The organism is Ardenticatenales bacterium (assembly GCA_020634515.1).
Taxonomy (GTDB): Bacteria; Chloroflexota; Anaerolineae; order Promineifilales; family Promineifilaceae; genus JAGVTM01.
On record JACKBL010000005.1, the window covers coordinates 204,716 to 217,948 of the forward strand.

General features: G+C 61.2%; 13 protein-coding genes. 2 read left to right on the forward strand and 11 right to left on the reverse strand.

Going from position 1 to position 13,233, the window contains the following annotated elements; translation table 11 throughout:
- The first annotated feature begins 775 nt into the window (after nt 1-775).
- Together H6650_14925 and H6650_14930 are read left to right on the forward strand one after the other, a co-directional pair.
- Entirely contained in the window at nt 776-1,015 is a 240-nt protein-coding gene (locus H6650_14925) for a macro domain-containing protein (protein MCB8953297.1), read from the forward strand.
- Nucleotides 1,002-1,193: a hypothetical protein gene (locus H6650_14930; GenBank protein MCB8953298.1), complete on the forward strand. Its 192-nt coding sequence runs from the start codon at nt 1,002-1,004 to the stop codon at nt 1,191-1,193. Before H6650_14925 ends, H6650_14930 begins: the two co-directional genes overlap by 14 nt.
- Here the strand turns inward: H6650_14930 and H6650_14935 are convergent.
- From H6650_14935 to mqnE, 11 genes are all read right to left on the reverse strand, one after another.
- Complete coding sequence (locus H6650_14935; protein ID MCB8953299.1) at nt 1,188-2,426, reverse strand: DUF2029 domain-containing protein; 1,239 nt, start codon at nt 2,424-2,426, stop codon at nt 1,188-1,190. The two genes, H6650_14930 and H6650_14935, sit on opposite strands and share 6 nt — an antisense overlap.
- Before the next feature lie 29 nt (nt 2,427-2,455).
- A complete protein-coding gene (gene mutS, locus H6650_14940; protein MCB8953300.1) occupies nt 2,456-5,011 on the reverse strand; it encodes a DNA mismatch repair protein MutS in 2,556 nt (851 codons plus the stop codon).
- A 4-nt stretch (nt 5,012-5,015) separates the two neighbouring features.
- The gene (locus H6650_14945; protein MCB8953301.1) at nt 5,016-5,540 is read right to left on the reverse strand and encodes a dual specificity protein phosphatase family protein; all 525 of its coding nucleotides are present in this window, start codon (nt 5,538-5,540) and stop codon (nt 5,016-5,018) included.
- Nucleotides 5,541-5,624: 84 nt separating this feature from the next.
- Nucleotides 5,625-6,080, reverse strand: a complete 456-nt coding sequence (locus tag H6650_14950; GenBank protein ID MCB8953302.1) for a DedA family protein — start codon at nt 6,078-6,080, stop codon at nt 5,625-5,627.
- Nucleotides 6,080-6,934 carry a 3-deoxy-7-phosphoheptulonate synthase gene (gene aroF / locus H6650_14955; GenBank protein ID MCB8953303.1) on the reverse strand — a complete coding sequence of 285 codons (855 nt, stop codon included), beginning with the start codon at nt 6,932-6,934 and terminating at the stop codon, nt 6,080-6,082. The genes H6650_14950 and aroF overlap by 1 nt, the downstream gene beginning before the upstream one ends.
- A 211-nt stretch (nt 6,935-7,145) precedes the next feature.
- Nucleotides 7,146-8,225, reverse strand: coding sequence for a s-methyl-5-thioribose-1-phosphate isomerase (locus tag H6650_14960; protein MCB8953304.1), 1,080 nt, complete (start codon nt 8,223-8,225; stop codon nt 7,146-7,148).
- A 26-nt stretch (nt 8,226-8,251) separates the two neighbouring features.
- A complete protein-coding gene (locus H6650_14965; GenBank protein ID MCB8953305.1) occupies nt 8,252-9,133 on the reverse strand; it encodes an amidohydrolase family protein in 882 nt (293 codons plus the stop codon).
- Between the two features lie 181 nt (nt 9,134-9,314).
- On the reverse strand, nt 9,315-10,634 hold the full coding sequence (gene mqnC / locus H6650_14970) for a dehypoxanthine futalosine cyclase (protein MCB8953306.1): 1,320 nt from the start codon (nt 10,632-10,634) through the stop codon (nt 9,315-9,317).
- Nucleotides 10,635-10,651: 17 nt separating this feature from the next.
- The gene (locus H6650_14975; protein MCB8953307.1) at nt 10,652-11,515 is read right to left on the reverse strand and encodes a menaquinone biosynthesis protein; all 864 of its coding nucleotides are present in this window, start codon (nt 11,513-11,515) and stop codon (nt 10,652-10,654) included.
- 15 nt (nt 11,516-11,530) lie between these two features.
- Nucleotides 11,531-11,857 carry a DUF393 domain-containing protein gene (locus H6650_14980; protein MCB8953308.1) on the reverse strand — a complete coding sequence of 109 codons (327 nt, stop codon included), beginning with the start codon at nt 11,855-11,857 and terminating at the stop codon, nt 11,531-11,533.
- 252 nt (nt 11,858-12,109) lie between these two features.
- Nucleotides 12,110-13,231: an aminofutalosine synthase MqnE gene (gene mqnE / locus H6650_14985; protein MCB8953309.1), complete on the reverse strand. Its 1,122-nt coding sequence runs from the start codon at nt 13,229-13,231 to the stop codon at nt 12,110-12,112.
- Nucleotides 13,232-13,233: the final 2 nt, after the last annotated feature.

Below are 13,233 nucleotides of genomic sequence, written 5' to 3' on the forward strand. Positions count from 1 at the left end.
CCGGCATTTCCGGCGAAGAAATCACCTTCGAAAACATGTGGGAGGGTGGGTTCCTAACGTCCCCTGTGAAAATACGTGGATAAAACAAACATCCGCGCAATCTTGATTGTTTTCATCCATTTGTGATGCGCCTCGCGCATGGTACTTTAATTAAGTTACTGGACTCTGGCGTTTTTGGCGTGGAGGCTTCAGCCGGTCCGCATATGGGGGTTGACCCGGCTAAAGCCTCGACTCCGATCACCAATGGGGGTTGACCCGGCTAAAGCCTCGACTCCGATCACCAATGGCTAAAGCCTCGACTCCGATCACCAATGGGGGTTGACCCGGCTAAAGCCTCGACTCCGATCACCAATGGGGGTTGACCCGGCTAAAGCCTCGACTCCGATCACCAATGGGGGTTGACCCGGCTAAAGCCTCGACTCCGATCACCAATGGGGGTTGACCCGGCTAAAGCCTCGACTCCGATCACCAAGGTTGACCCGGCTAAAGCCTCGACTCCGATCACCAATGGGGTTGACCCGGCTAAAGCCTCGACTCCGATCACCAATGGGGTTGACCCGGCTAAAGCCTCGACTCCGATCACCCTATGTGGAATTCGCCAAACTCCAGTAAGTTAGCGAATTTGTGCGGACAGCTTGTCAGTAGCCATCTGATGAAAACGTGAAGTTGTTTTTGGACGGCTACAATGGGCGGTGAAAGAAGGCAGTCAGGGTAGAAAGGTTCCCCACATCTGGTGACAGTGTTTGAATGACTGTAAAGGGTAGCAAGTGCGATGATGATTGAGTATACGAGCGGCAACCTGCTGGAAGCCAGGGTAGAGGCGCTGGTCAACACGGTCAATTGCGTCGGCGTCATGGGAAAAGGGATTGCACTGCAATTCAAACAAGCTTATCCCGACAATTTTGCCGCCTATGCGCGCGCGTGTCAGGCGGGAGAAGTACGACCGGGTCACATGTTTATCACGGAAACCGGGAGCATATTGCCCCCGCGATACATTATTAATGCAGGCAAATGAAGAGGCGGCGCAAGATGTGGAGATTGCGGTATCTGCCGTGCATGACTGGAATACGCGAAAAAAAGACCGGTATCAGCCGTTTCACATCCGCAGCGCCTGGCAGCGATTGCACGATACGTTATGGCAAGTTGCGCCGGATAAGACCGCCGACGATAGTTCAGAGCGGATCCGCTTATAAGTTTGAAATTGACGGATGCGCCTGGCGTAGCCAGATCGTCCCCCCCAACGCCAGCAACAGCCCCAACGTCACCAACCCATCCGCCGCCGCCAGGTACGTTGCCGCCAGCGGTGCCGGCAGAATCCGCTCCATCACCTCCCCCGGCAAGCAGAGAAGCCCCACAACACCCGCCGTGGTTAGCGCCAGCGTCATTTGCCGTTGTTTGTCCGGCAAGTGCGCCAGGGCATAGGCCGCCGCCGCCAGGAACAGAACGACGGGCACGATGTCGTAGATGCGGTGATAGGTCGCCAGCACGGTTCCCAGGGAGAATAGTGTGAGCAGCAATAGTTCCGTGTACGGGGTGATGGGCGTGGACCGCTGCCGCCAGCGCCAGAATGCCGCCAGGACGACCAGGATGATCATTATGCCGGCAATAATCTGCCACACAACGGATTCCGGCCACAGACCACCCAGGTGAATGCCCGGCTGGTTGGTGTGGCGCAGGAATAACTGCCAATAGATGCGCAGCGTCTGCCAGAGGCCGCCGTGGTCCAGACTGGCGACGATGAGCAGCCCGGCTACTTGCGTGAGCAGGGCCAGCAGCAGGGGGAGCCAGCGGCGGCGGTAAAGCCAGAGGAGGACGAGGGGGAGGGTCAGGGCGTATTTGGAGAGGGCGAATCCCAGGCTGAGGCCGGCCAGCCAGGGATGACGCGCCACGTTCTTGTGCGCCAGCAGCATGAGGACGAAGACGATGAGGGTGGTTTGCCCGGACCAGACGGCCACGCGCGTGCCGGCAAAACCGTAAAACGCCAGCGCCACCCACCAACTGAGCAGCCGGGAGGGAAATGCCGGCAGCAGCCGCAGCGCCAGCCACGGCGTCCACAACATCAGCCCCACATTGATCGCCAGCCAAATCCCCTGCGCCACCGACCAGGAAAACCAGGAGAACAGCGACAGCAACAGCAGCAGCGGGGCCGTATTTGCCGGCGTGCGCGCCAGACCCGCCCGCGCCACGGGCGGCGTCGTGGTTACGGAACCATCCAGATAGGTGATGGGCAACTCTGGCTCCGCGTAACGGGCAAACGCGCTGTACGGATTCTCCCCCTGGCGCACGAAATGGCCGAAGAACCAGTACGAATGGAAATCAACGCCCCCCTGCGCGTCCGCTATGCGCGTGAAGATGCGGACGCCGGAGAGGACGGCCAACAGGGCCAGACCGATGAGGGTGATTTGGAGTGAACGTCGTAGAAACATGGGAACGATTAACAGTTTTCCGTTGACTGTTAACTATTTGCATACTTTCTCTTCCACTCATACAACTTGTTAATCGCCTCCAGCGGCGTCATCGTGGTGATGTCCAGTTGCGTCAGTTCTTGCAGCATGGGGCTGGCTTCGGGGAAAAGGGCGATTTGTTGGGCGGGGCGGAGGTGGCTGGGATCAATGCCGGCATTTGGCGCGTGTGCCTCCAGTTCTCTCAGAATCTCATTCGCCCGGTTGATCACATCCCGGGGCAGCCCCGCCAATTGCGCCACATGAATCCCATAGCTGCGGTCGGCGCTGCCGGGAACGATATGATGCAGAAAAACCACGTCGTCCCCCTCTTCGGCGACGGCCACGTTGTAATTGGCAACCGTCGGCAGGATGTCGGAGAGGCCGGTGAGTTCGTGGTAATGGGTGGCAAAAAGGGTGCGTGGCTTGAGGCGGGGGTGGTTGTGCAGGTATTCGACGATGGCCCAGGCGATGCTCAGGCCATCGTAGGTGCTGGTTCCCCGCCCGATCTCGTCCAAAATGAGGAGGGAGCGATGGGTGGCGTGGTTGAGGATTTGCGCGGTTTCCACCATTTCCACCATGAAGGTGGAGCGGCCCGCGTGCAGTTCGTCGTGGGCGCCAATGCGGGTGAAGATGCGGTCGGTGAGGCCAATGTGCGCGGAAGATGCCGGCACAAACGACCCGATCTGCGCCAACAGAACAACCAAAGCCACCTGGCGCAAATACGTACTCTTGCCCGACATATTCGGCCCCGTGATGATCTGCACCCGCTCCCGCTCATCAAAAAAGGTGTCATTAGGCACAAAGCGCGTCAACATCGGCTGTTGCTCAATCACCGGATGCCGCCCGCCCACGATTCTCAACGCCCCATCCGCCACCAACTCCGGTCGCGCATAATCTTGATTTGCCGCCACCTCCGCCAGCGCCGCCGCCACGTCAATACGCGCCACCGCCCGCGCCGTCGTCAGCAGCCGCCGCGCCGCCCGCCCCACCTCCTGGCACACCTCCATAAACACGCGCCGCTCAATATCCAGAATCCGCTCCTCCGCATTCAGGATGAGCGTTTCATACTCCTTCAACTCCGGCGTAATGTACCGTTCCGCGTTCGTCAACGTCTGCTTGCGGATGTAATCATCCGGCACAAGCCGCGTATTCGCTTTTGTCACTTCGATGTAGTAGCCAAAAACCTTATTGAAACCCACCTTCAACGAGGTAATGCCCGTGCGCTCCCGCTCCCGCGGCTCCAGTTCCGCCACCCACTCGCGCGCGTGCGCCGAGGAGCGCATCACGCTGTCCAGTTCCGCCGCGAAGCCGGGCCGGATCACGCCCGGCTTGTTCAGATTCGTGGGCGCTTCGGCGGCAATAGCCTGATCAATCAGGTCCACCGTCTCCGCGCAGGGGTCCAGCGCTTCCACCAACGGCAACAACGCGGGCGCATTCGCCAGCCGTTCGCGCAGATCGGGGATGGCGTCCAGCGCCACGCCGATGTTCTCCAGGTCGCGCGGCGTGGCCCGCCCACCGACGACGCGGTTCGTGAGCCGCTCCAGATCCGGAATGCGCTTCAAGGCCAGGCGCGTTTCCGCCCGCAGCAGCCCATCCTGAAACAGGCTCTCCACCTGGTCCAGGCGCGTATTCAGGGCGACCACGTCCAGCAGCGGGCGCGTGAGACGTTCGCGCAGCAGCCGCGCTCCCATGGCCGTCACAGTCTGGTCCAACACGCCCAGGAGCGCGGTTTTCTTTTCGCCGGCCAATGATTCCGTCAGCTCCAGGTTGCGCCGGGTGGCGCTGTCCAACGCCATGTAACCATCCAGGCTGTAGGTCGCCAATCGTTGAATCTGGTTGATTGCGCCCCGCTGCGTTTCCTGCAAATAGTGGAGAATGGCGCCGGCGGCGCGCACGGCCAGCGATTTGCCCTCGCAGCCAAAGCCATCCAATGTGCGCACGTTGAAATGGCGCAGCAGGGTCTGGCGCGCGTTGCCTTCCTCGAAGCGCCAGTGGGGCATACGGCTGATGGCCGGGGCGGCGTCCGGCAGGCTAAATTCGTTGTCCGGCAGCAGCAGTTCAACGGGGGAGAGGCGGGCCAGTTCTTCTTGCAGCCGGCGGCGGTCTGGCGTCTGCGTGGTGGCGAATTCGCCGGTGCTGATGTCCGCGTAGGCCAGGCCGGCGCGGTCGCCATCAAAGATGACGGCGGCCAGGTAGTTGGGGCGGCGGGCGTCCAACATGCCCGGCTCAATCACGGTTCCCGCGGTGAAGACGCGCACGACTTCGCGGGGCATGAGGCCGTTGACGGTGTCGCTGCCGATTTGTTCGCAAAGGGCGACTTTGTATCCTTTGGCGATGAGGCGGGCGATGTACCCTTCGGCGGCGTGATGGGGGACGCCGGCCATGGGCACACGCTGGTTTTTGCCCACCGGGCGGCTGGTGAGGACGAGGTCTAGTTCCCGGGCTGTGGTTTTGGCGTCTTCATCGAATGTTTCGTAGAAATCGCCCAGGCGGAAGAATACGATGGCGTCGGTGTGCTGCCGTTTGACATCCAGGTATTGTTGGCGCGATGGGGTGACTGTAGACATAGGGTTACGCGGTCATCTTTGCGGCGGCGAGCCAGTTTTCCAGTTGGCGGCGGTGGCGAGGTTCCAGTTTGGTGAGGGTGCGTTTGCTGCTCATGAGGTCGTTGGCTTCGTCGAAGCTCATGTGTGCGTATTTCATGAGGTAGGCGGCGAGGAGGGTGGCGGAGCGGCCCCGCCCTTTGGCGCAGTGGACGAGAACGGTGCGCCCATTTTGGACCTGGTCGTGGATGAAGGCGGCTCCGGTGGTGAGGATGTCGGCGGGGGGGACGGTCATGTCCAGCACGGGGAGCTGGATGTAGGTGATGTCGTGGGCGCGGTAGAAGGCGATGTCGTCTTCTCGCTCGGCGCGGATGTTGACGACGGCGTTGATGTGGTTTTGCACCAGGAAGTCGTAGTCACGTGGGTAGTGGGGCGCGCCGCCCAACCAGAGTTGGGGGGTGATTTCATGAAACCAGTCGTGGCCGCGTACTTTTTCGTAGACGAAGCGAATGAGGGGGAATAGTTGGTCGAACAGATAGTGGAATGGGTTCATGAGTTTCTAGGATAGCGGAAAATGGACAGGAGGCAATAGGATGGGGGCGTTGGCGGTTGAAAGTTGGGGGTTGGGGGCGGGGGGTCAGGGGAAGAGGGAGGCGATTTCACTGGCGATGCCGAGGAGGATGAGGTAGCGTAGGAATTTGCCGAGGATGACCCAGAAGGTGAAGGTGGAGAGGCGGAGGCGGAAAATGCCGGCAACAATCGTCAACGGGTCGCCAATCACGGGAATCCAGGAGAAGAAGACGGATACGGGACCCCACCGCTGATACAGGTCCTGGGCGCGGGCCAGTGTGCTCGGTTTGATTTTTAGGGCGCGGTAGAGGACGAAGTCGGCGCCCTTGCGCCCGATGAAGTAGTTGGTGAGTGAGCCGAGGAAATTGCCGGCAGTGGCCGTCAGCACGACCAGTTTCACATCATAACCCAGCGGCGGCATGGCGACGACCACCACTTCGGAGACGAGGGGCAGGATGGTGGCGGCCAGGTAGCTGATGAGAAAAAGCCCGACGTACCCCAGCGAAAGGACGAAGGAGGTCATCACGCGCCCGGCTGCCAGATGGTGCGTCCCAGGGCGGCGGCCATGCGCCCTGCCTGACGGACCAGATCGGGCATCGCTTCCAGGGGCAATGCCTGTTCCGCATCGGAAAGGGCGGCGGCGGGTTGGGGATGAAATTCTACCAACAGGCCATCGGCGCCGGCGGCGATGGCCGCGCGCGCGGCGGGGATGACGAGGTCGGCGCGCCCGGTGGCGTGGCTGGGGTCGCTGATGATGGGGAACGGGGTGGTTTGTTTGACGAGGGCGATGGCGTTGGTGTCCAGGGTGTTGCGGGTGGCGGTCTCGAAGGTGCGGATGCCCCGTTCGCAAAGGATGATGCGGTCGTTGCCGCGACTGATGACGTGTTCGGCGGCCATGAGCCATTCGGCGACGGTGGACATAAAGCCGCGTTTGAGCAGGATGGGTTTGTTTGTTTCGCCCACGGCCCACAGCAGGGGGTAGTGCTGCATGTTGCGGCTGCCGATCTGGATGATGTCGGCGTATTGGCTGACGATGTCTACGTGTTCGACGCCGAGGGCTTCGGTGATGACGAGGAGGCCGAATTCGTCGGCGACGCGGCGCAGGATTTGCAAGCCTTCGCGCCCCAGGCCCTGGAAGCTGTAGGGGGAGGTGCGGGGTTTGAAGGCGCCACCACGGAGGATGGGAATGCCGGCATTCATCACCGCCCGCGCCGTCATCCACGTTTGCTCATAACTTTCCACCGAACACGGGCCGGCCATGAGGACCACGGCCTCCCCGCCTACGCTCACCTGCGGGCTAACTGCCACGGGAATCGTCTGGGACGATGTGGTTTCTGTCGCCGTCGGACGGCCATTTGTTTTGACCGGGGTAATCATAGTTGTGTTCCCTTAGGGTTTGCCCAAAATTAACTTTGGATAATCCAACAAGCAAGAACCCTTCCAGCGCATCCGTCAATTCCCGAGCGAAGCCTCTATTAACGGATGCGCCCTTACGTCTGCTCGTCGTTGATCGTGCGCGCTTGCCCCGCGCAGCTAAAACTCTGGTTTCTGCTCCTATCATGGAACCCGGGTTTTTCGGTGTTCTCAGTTATTCGACTTGAAAGTAGTAGCGCAGCAGCGTGGGGGGAAAGACGCCGCGATCCGTGACCACCGCCGCGATCAGGTGCGGGGGCGTGATGTCAAAGGCGGGATAAGCGCCGTTGATGCCCTCCACCGCCGTGCGCACCACGCCCTCGCGCCCCCGCGCCTCAAAAATGCGCCGGGGGTCCCGTTCCTCAATGATGATGTCCGCCGCCGTGGGGCTGTGCGGGTCGGGGCCATCGTAGCCCAACACGTAAAACGGCAGACCGAAATAGTGGGCGGCGATGGCGTGTTGTAGCGTACCCACCTTGTTTGTAATGTGTCCGTCCAGTGTCAGGCGGTCGGCGGCGCAGATAAATTTGTCCAGCCGCCCCTGGCTCATCAGGTGCGCGGACATGCCATCCGTGATCAGGGTGCAGTCAATCCCCATCTCTACGCAGCTTTGCGCCGTCAGCCGCGCTCCCTGGAAATAGGGGCGCGTTTCGCTGGGGAAGAGATGGATGCGTTTGCCGGCAAGTTTCGCGTACCACAACATCCAACAGAGCGCCGCGCCGGCGATGCAATGGGTGAGGACGCGGTCGCCATCCCCTAGGAGCTGCGCCGCGTACCAGCCGCAGCGCCGCGACACATCGTTACCGCGTTGGATTTCCCCGTTGACGGCTGCCAGCGTGGCGGCGGCGCGGCTGCCGGGCGGCGCGTCCAGGGCTGTTTGCCGCGCCAGGGGAATGAGGTGGTGCAGATCGTCGGCGGTGGGGCGGGTGTGTCGCAACCTTTGCGCCGCCGCCTCTAGTCGAGGACGATAATCGGCGTCGCCCGTTTCATCTACCTCGCGCGCTGCCAGCACCAGGCCCAACCCCGCCGCGTAAGCCAGCGGCGGACCGCCCTGCACGACCATCTCCTCAATGGCGACGGCGACGCCTTCCACGCTGTTGTACCGTTCATAGACGACCTGGAACGGGTATTTGCGCCGATCCAGCAGCACAACTTCGTGTGAGGCGGTGTCGTAGTACAGCGTCTTGAAGCGGTCGGAGAGGAGCGCGGGGCAGTCGCGTGTCTGTTCTGGGGCGGGCGGGGGCGGCAGGTTCATGGCTGGTGGTCCCGTGGCGGCATGGCTCAGTCGAGGATGTTCGCGTTGGTCAGCAGCGCGGACATCGTTTCTACGGCTACGCGGCCGTTGTGTATGCGCGTGGCGGCGGCGGCCTCCTCATGGATGTCCAGTGAGGGAGACGAGCCGAGGCTGTCCGTGCCCAGGGCAACGGGGATGCCGCGCGCCAACATTTTTTCCAGGGGCATACGTCCGCATTGCAGCAGTTGGTTGCTGCGCGGGCAGTGGGCGATTTTCGCGCCTGTTTGGGCCACGAGGTCGAGTTCCTCGTCGCTGACGTGGATCATGTGCACGAGCAGGGGGCGGGCGGCGAGGACGCCTAACTGGTTCAGGTAGTGGATGGTGGTGCTGCCTGGGGGCGGCGGGGCTTCCACGCCGATGTGGCGGGACATTTCCACGAAAGGGCCGCGCCCGTGGAGCAGGGCTTCGTTTTCGTAGGGGGATTCGGCGGCGTGGATGCACATGGGCACGTTTTCTGTAAGGCAGAAATCCGTGGCGGCGCGGAAGGCGTCGGGGTGGGTGGAGTAGGGGGCGTGGGGGGTGAGGCCAATGCGCAGGCCGGGGCGGAGGTGGGGGCGATACTGGTTGATGATGGCGCGGGCGCGTTCGAAGGTGGCCAGGGCGGATTCGCGGTCGTTGCCGATGATTTCGATGTAGACGACGCCGTCCAGGCGGCTGTTGAGCAGGGGTTCGATGCTCAGGCCGGTTTGGGAGATGTCGCCGATGTGGGTGATGCCGGCATTTTCCATGTCCGCAATCCCCTTCGCCACCGCCTGTCGCACCAATGCCTCCTCCCGCCCGGAAGCGCGGACTTGCCGCCGTAGCAGCACCAGCTTGCCGATCCAATCCGTGAACGGCTCCCCGTCTGGCGGGGGACAAATGTGGGACATCCAGCCTAATTCGAGGTGTGTGTGACAGTTAACGAGTGGGGACATGGGGTGGGCGTTGATAGTTGATAATTGGCAACGGCTAAGCCAGGTTGGACCAATTTCACCAGAATTGGTGGTTGACGGTTGGCGGCTGATGGTTGGTAATTGACTGGGTTGGCTACCAATTACCAACCACCAACCTTCAATTCAATACATCAAGCGCCAGGGCTTGGGCGTTGGTCAGGTTGCCGGTAGGCGCGGCTTGTAGTTCGGCGGGCGGGAGTTGGGCGGCATCCTCCGCTTCGTTGGCGGTGTAGCGGCGGATGATCTGGTAGCCGGTGTTGCGTTGTGCCGGCATAAAGCCCGCGTCCCGAATCTGGCGATGAATTTCGGGCACATCCACGCTGCACTTCACCGCCGTGCGCGCTCCCGCCGCGCTCACCACGTTCTCCTCAATCATCGTGCTGCCAAAATCGTCGCAGCCAAAATGCAGCGCCACCGCGGCCACCTTCTCCCCCTGCGTGGGCCAGGAAGCCTGATGGTGGGGGATGTTGTCCAGAAAGATGCGGGCGATGGCCGTGTGCCGCAGGTACTCGTGGGGCGTGGCCCCATACTCGCCGGCAAAACGGCTGCGCTCCAGCGGCGTGTTGCCGATTTGTACCGTCCAACTGATGAAGGCGTTGAACCCGTTGCCAAAGTCGCGCAGGCTGGCGTCCTGCAAGTCGCGCAGGCGCTGCAAATGGTTGAGGCGGTGGCGCAGTTCCTCGCGGAAGCCGATGACCATGGTGGCTGTGGTGGTGAGGCCGAGTTGGTGGGCGTAGTGCATACAGTCGAGCCAGCCGTTGGTGCGCTGTTTCTTGGGGCTGACGCGCTTGCGGATTTCGTCATCGAGGATTTCACCACCACCGCCGGGGAGACCGGACATGCCGGCATCTTGCAGTGCCCGCAGCACCTCCAACCGATTCAACCCGCTCACCTTCGTCATCTGATCGATCTCGCTCGGCGAAAACGCATTGATCTCCATATCCGGGTACGTCTCGTGAATCCAGCGCACCAGGTCCACGTAAAACGACCAGGGAAGCTGATCATTGTGTCCGCCCTGCATCAAAATGCGCGTGCCGCCCAGGTACAACGTCTCCTCAATCTTTTGCCCGATAATGTGGCGCGGATTGACATACGCCTCCGGGTGATTGGGATCGTGGCGATAGAAAGCGCAAAAAGAGCAGTCGGTGTTACAAACGTTGGTGTAGTTGATGTTGCGGTCAATCAGGTACGAGACCGTCTCGCCGGGGACAAGTTGCTGGCGGCGGGCGTTGGCGGCGCGGCCAAGCTGCAACAAATCCGCTTCCACATACAGCCGCATCGCTTCATCGTAGCTGATGCGTTCGCCGTTTTCCACTTTTGCCAGTATCTCGGCGACCGTGGCGGCGCTGTCGAGGGCGTGGCTGTCTCCCTTGTAATACCCCTGGTCGTCGCTGGCAAATGAGCGATGCGGGGGGAACAGTTCTGGTTGTTTCTTCATGACTTTTCCTTGCAACACTAAAAAATTTCGTCGGCCACGACGGTTTCGTCCAGAAATCGCAGTCGGTCCGACGTGAATCCGGGCAGGGCCAGGCTCAAAAACGTCATCAGACCGCGCACATCATCCGCGGTCAGGTCGTAGCGCAGGTCGCGCAGGTAGCGGACGCAGACGCCTGTGGGTAGGGCTAAGGTGGGAGCGTAATTGCCGGCAATTTGCGGCAGATGCGCCAGTCCCGCTTGTTTACTTTCCTCGATCGCCGCCAGCACTCCTCGTTCGTGCAGCGCGGCCACGGCTTCCCGCCGCGCCGCCCACAGCGCAAAGACAAACGGCAGGCCGGTCAACTTCAACCATTCATCCCCCAGATCAAAAATCGTGGGGCGGCCAAAGCTGAAGTCGCGCGGCAGTTCCCGATGCAAATACCCTTCGACCAGCGCCGTATCGCCAATGACCAGCGCCGCCTGCGCCTCGCGCAGCATCGAGGGCAGATGCTGCGGGCGCGTGATCATCGCCGGCGCAATCTGGTAGCGGTGCGCGCAGAGGACGCGCAGCAGGGCCACGCTGGTGGCGGAGTGGTCCGTGAGGGCGATGGTCTCTCCGGCCAGTTCGTAGATGTCCGGCTTCCAACTAAACAGAAGGACGGTCTTCACCGCGCCCAAGGAGGCGATGCTGTGCCCGCGCAGGATGGCGAATTTGTCGGTGTGTTGGGCGGCGAAATAGGCGGAGATGGGGGCCAGATCGATCTCGCCGGCCAGCAAGGCCTGGTTCAACGCCGTGGGGACGCCGCGCACGAAGCGCACGCCCTTGGGGGCCAGCCGCGCTTCCAGATCGTACTGGAATGGCTGGGTGTTCAGGTAATCGATTAAGCCAATTGTGAAGCTCATGTGATAATCCAGCGTCTATTCAGAGTCCGGGGGTGGAGGCGGCAGGGCGCACGCCGCCGTACTGCCCGGCATCATCATGCGATGGTCCGCAATCCATTGATAAACCCAATCTTCCAATTGCCGCGGGCCGGGCAGGCGGTAGAGCCATGTCAGCGGGCGTGCCCACCAGGCGTAGCCCATGGCGGCGTTGATGGCCGCTGCCCCGCCGCAAAGCGCGCCCGCCGGGTTGACGAACCATACTTTGCTCATGCCATCCGCCGCCGTCAGCCCCAGTTCGGCCATGCGTTCGGGGATGCGCTGCCACGGCGCAACGGCTACCCGGCCCCGCGTCCACGTCTGCACGAGACGGGCGCTTTTCTCTCAAAATCCGCAGTCGCCGTCGTAAATGAGCAGGGGCGTTATGTGTTGAACGGTGTCTGTTTTCATCACTGAAAAAACCGGGTTTTTCGAGTGCCCGGCCAAAATTACCAGAGTGGTTCATGTGTAAAAACCCGGTTTTTGGCCTTTTTTCAGTAGAGTCAAGATTGGTCTATTTTTGGAGAAGGAACCGATCTGGGAAATGCCGGCATTGGCAACGGACGCCATTGGCAACATTCATAATCCCTCGTGAACCTTCACCACGTTATACACCGTATCCCGCTCCACAGGAATACGCCCCGCAGCCCGGATCAGGCGCATCAACTCGCCCCGACCCATATGCTCTTCCGTTTGGGCGCCGGCGTCATGGTAGATGTGTTCTTCCACGATAGTGCCATCAATATCGTTGGCGCCGAAATCCAGGCCGATCTGCGCCATAGCCGGCGTCAACATCACCCAATATGCCTTGATGTGCGGAAAATTATCGAGCATGATGCGGCTCACGGCCAGCGTCTTCATATCGTCTATCCCGCTGGTCCAACGCCGCTTCAGCCGCCGCCCCAGGCCATTTTCCATGGGGTGGAACGCCAGGGGGATAAAGGTCTGGAATCGTCCCGGCGTGCCGGCGGCAATGTCCTTATCCTGCTGTTCACGCAGCGCCACCAGGTGATGCACGCGATGCTCATACGTTTCGATGTGCCCGTAGAGCATGGTCGCGTTGGTCATCAGCCCTAGCTCGTGCGCCACGCTATGAATCTCCAGCCAGCGTTCCATGTTGGCCTTTTCCGGGCAGATTTTGCGGCGCACGTCCCAATGGAAGATTTCCGCGCCGCCGCCAGGCATCGAGTCCAGACCGGCGGCAACCAGTTCACTGAGGATGGCGTGGTCATCTTTTTGCTCCAACTGGCAAAAGAAATCAATCTCCACGGCGGTGAACGCTTTGAGATGCACCCACGGATACGCCTGCTTGAGCGCGCGCAGCAGGTCCACGTAATACTGAAAGCCTAGCTGCGGATGCAGCCCGCCAACGATGTGGAACTCGGTGATGCCTTCGTCCACGGTGGGCTTGATTTTGGCGACAACTTCGTCCGGCATGAAGGTGTATGCGCCGGGCATGTTGTCGCTGGTGCGGGCAAAGGAGCAAAAGTTGCAGTGGAAGGCGCAGACGTTGGTGGGGTTGATGTGTCGATTCTTGTTGAAGTAGACATAATCCCCATGCTTGCGCTGGCGCACGGTGGAAGCCATCTCACCCAGCGCGATCAAGTCGTTGCTTTCGTAAAGGCGGATGCCTTCTTCGTAGGTGACGCGCTCTCCCTCAATCACCTTTTCGTAAATGTCACGAATGCCGTTTGGCGTCATGG

Coding starts and splice junctions, on each gene's coding strand:
- H6650_14975 (MCB8953307.1), bottom strand. CDS start 11,515: ATGAGCTTCACAATTGGCTTAATCGATTACCTGAACACCCAGCCATTC.
- aroF (MCB8953303.1), bottom strand. CDS start 6,934: ATGATTACCCCGGTCAAAACAAATGGCCGTCCGACGGCGACAGAAACC.
- H6650_14965 (MCB8953305.1), bottom strand. CDS start 9,133: ATGTCCCACATTTGTCCCCCGCCAGACGGGGAGCCGTTCACGGATTGG.
- mqnC (MCB8953306.1), bottom strand. CDS start 10,634: ATGAAGAAACAACCAGAACTGTTCCCCCCGCATCGCTCATTTGCCAGC.
- H6650_14945 (MCB8953301.1), bottom strand. CDS start 5,540: ATGAACCCATTCCACTATCTGTTCGACCAACTATTCCCCCTCATTCGC.
- H6650_14935 (MCB8953299.1), bottom strand. CDS start 2,426: ATGTTTCTACGACGTTCACTCCAAATCACCCTCATCGGTCTGGCCCTG.
- mutS (MCB8953300.1), bottom strand. CDS start 5,011: ATGTCTACAGTCACCCCATCGCGCCAACAATACCTGGATGTCAAACGG.
- H6650_14950 (MCB8953302.1), bottom strand. CDS start 6,080: ATGACCTCCTTCGTCCTTTCGCTGGGGTACGTCGGGCTTTTTCTCATC.
- H6650_14960 (MCB8953304.1), bottom strand. CDS start 8,225: ATGAACCTGCCGCCCCCGCCCGCCCCAGAACAGACACGCGACTGCCCC.
- mqnE (MCB8953309.1), bottom strand. CDS start 13,231: ATGACGCCAAACGGCATTCGTGACATTTACGAAAAGGTGATTGAGGGA.
- H6650_14930 (MCB8953298.1), top strand. CDS start 1,002: ATGCAGGCAAATGAAGAGGCGGCGCAAGATGTGGAGATTGCGGTATCT.
- H6650_14925 (MCB8953297.1), top strand. CDS start 776: ATGATTGAGTATACGAGCGGCAACCTGCTGGAAGCCAGGGTAGAGGCG.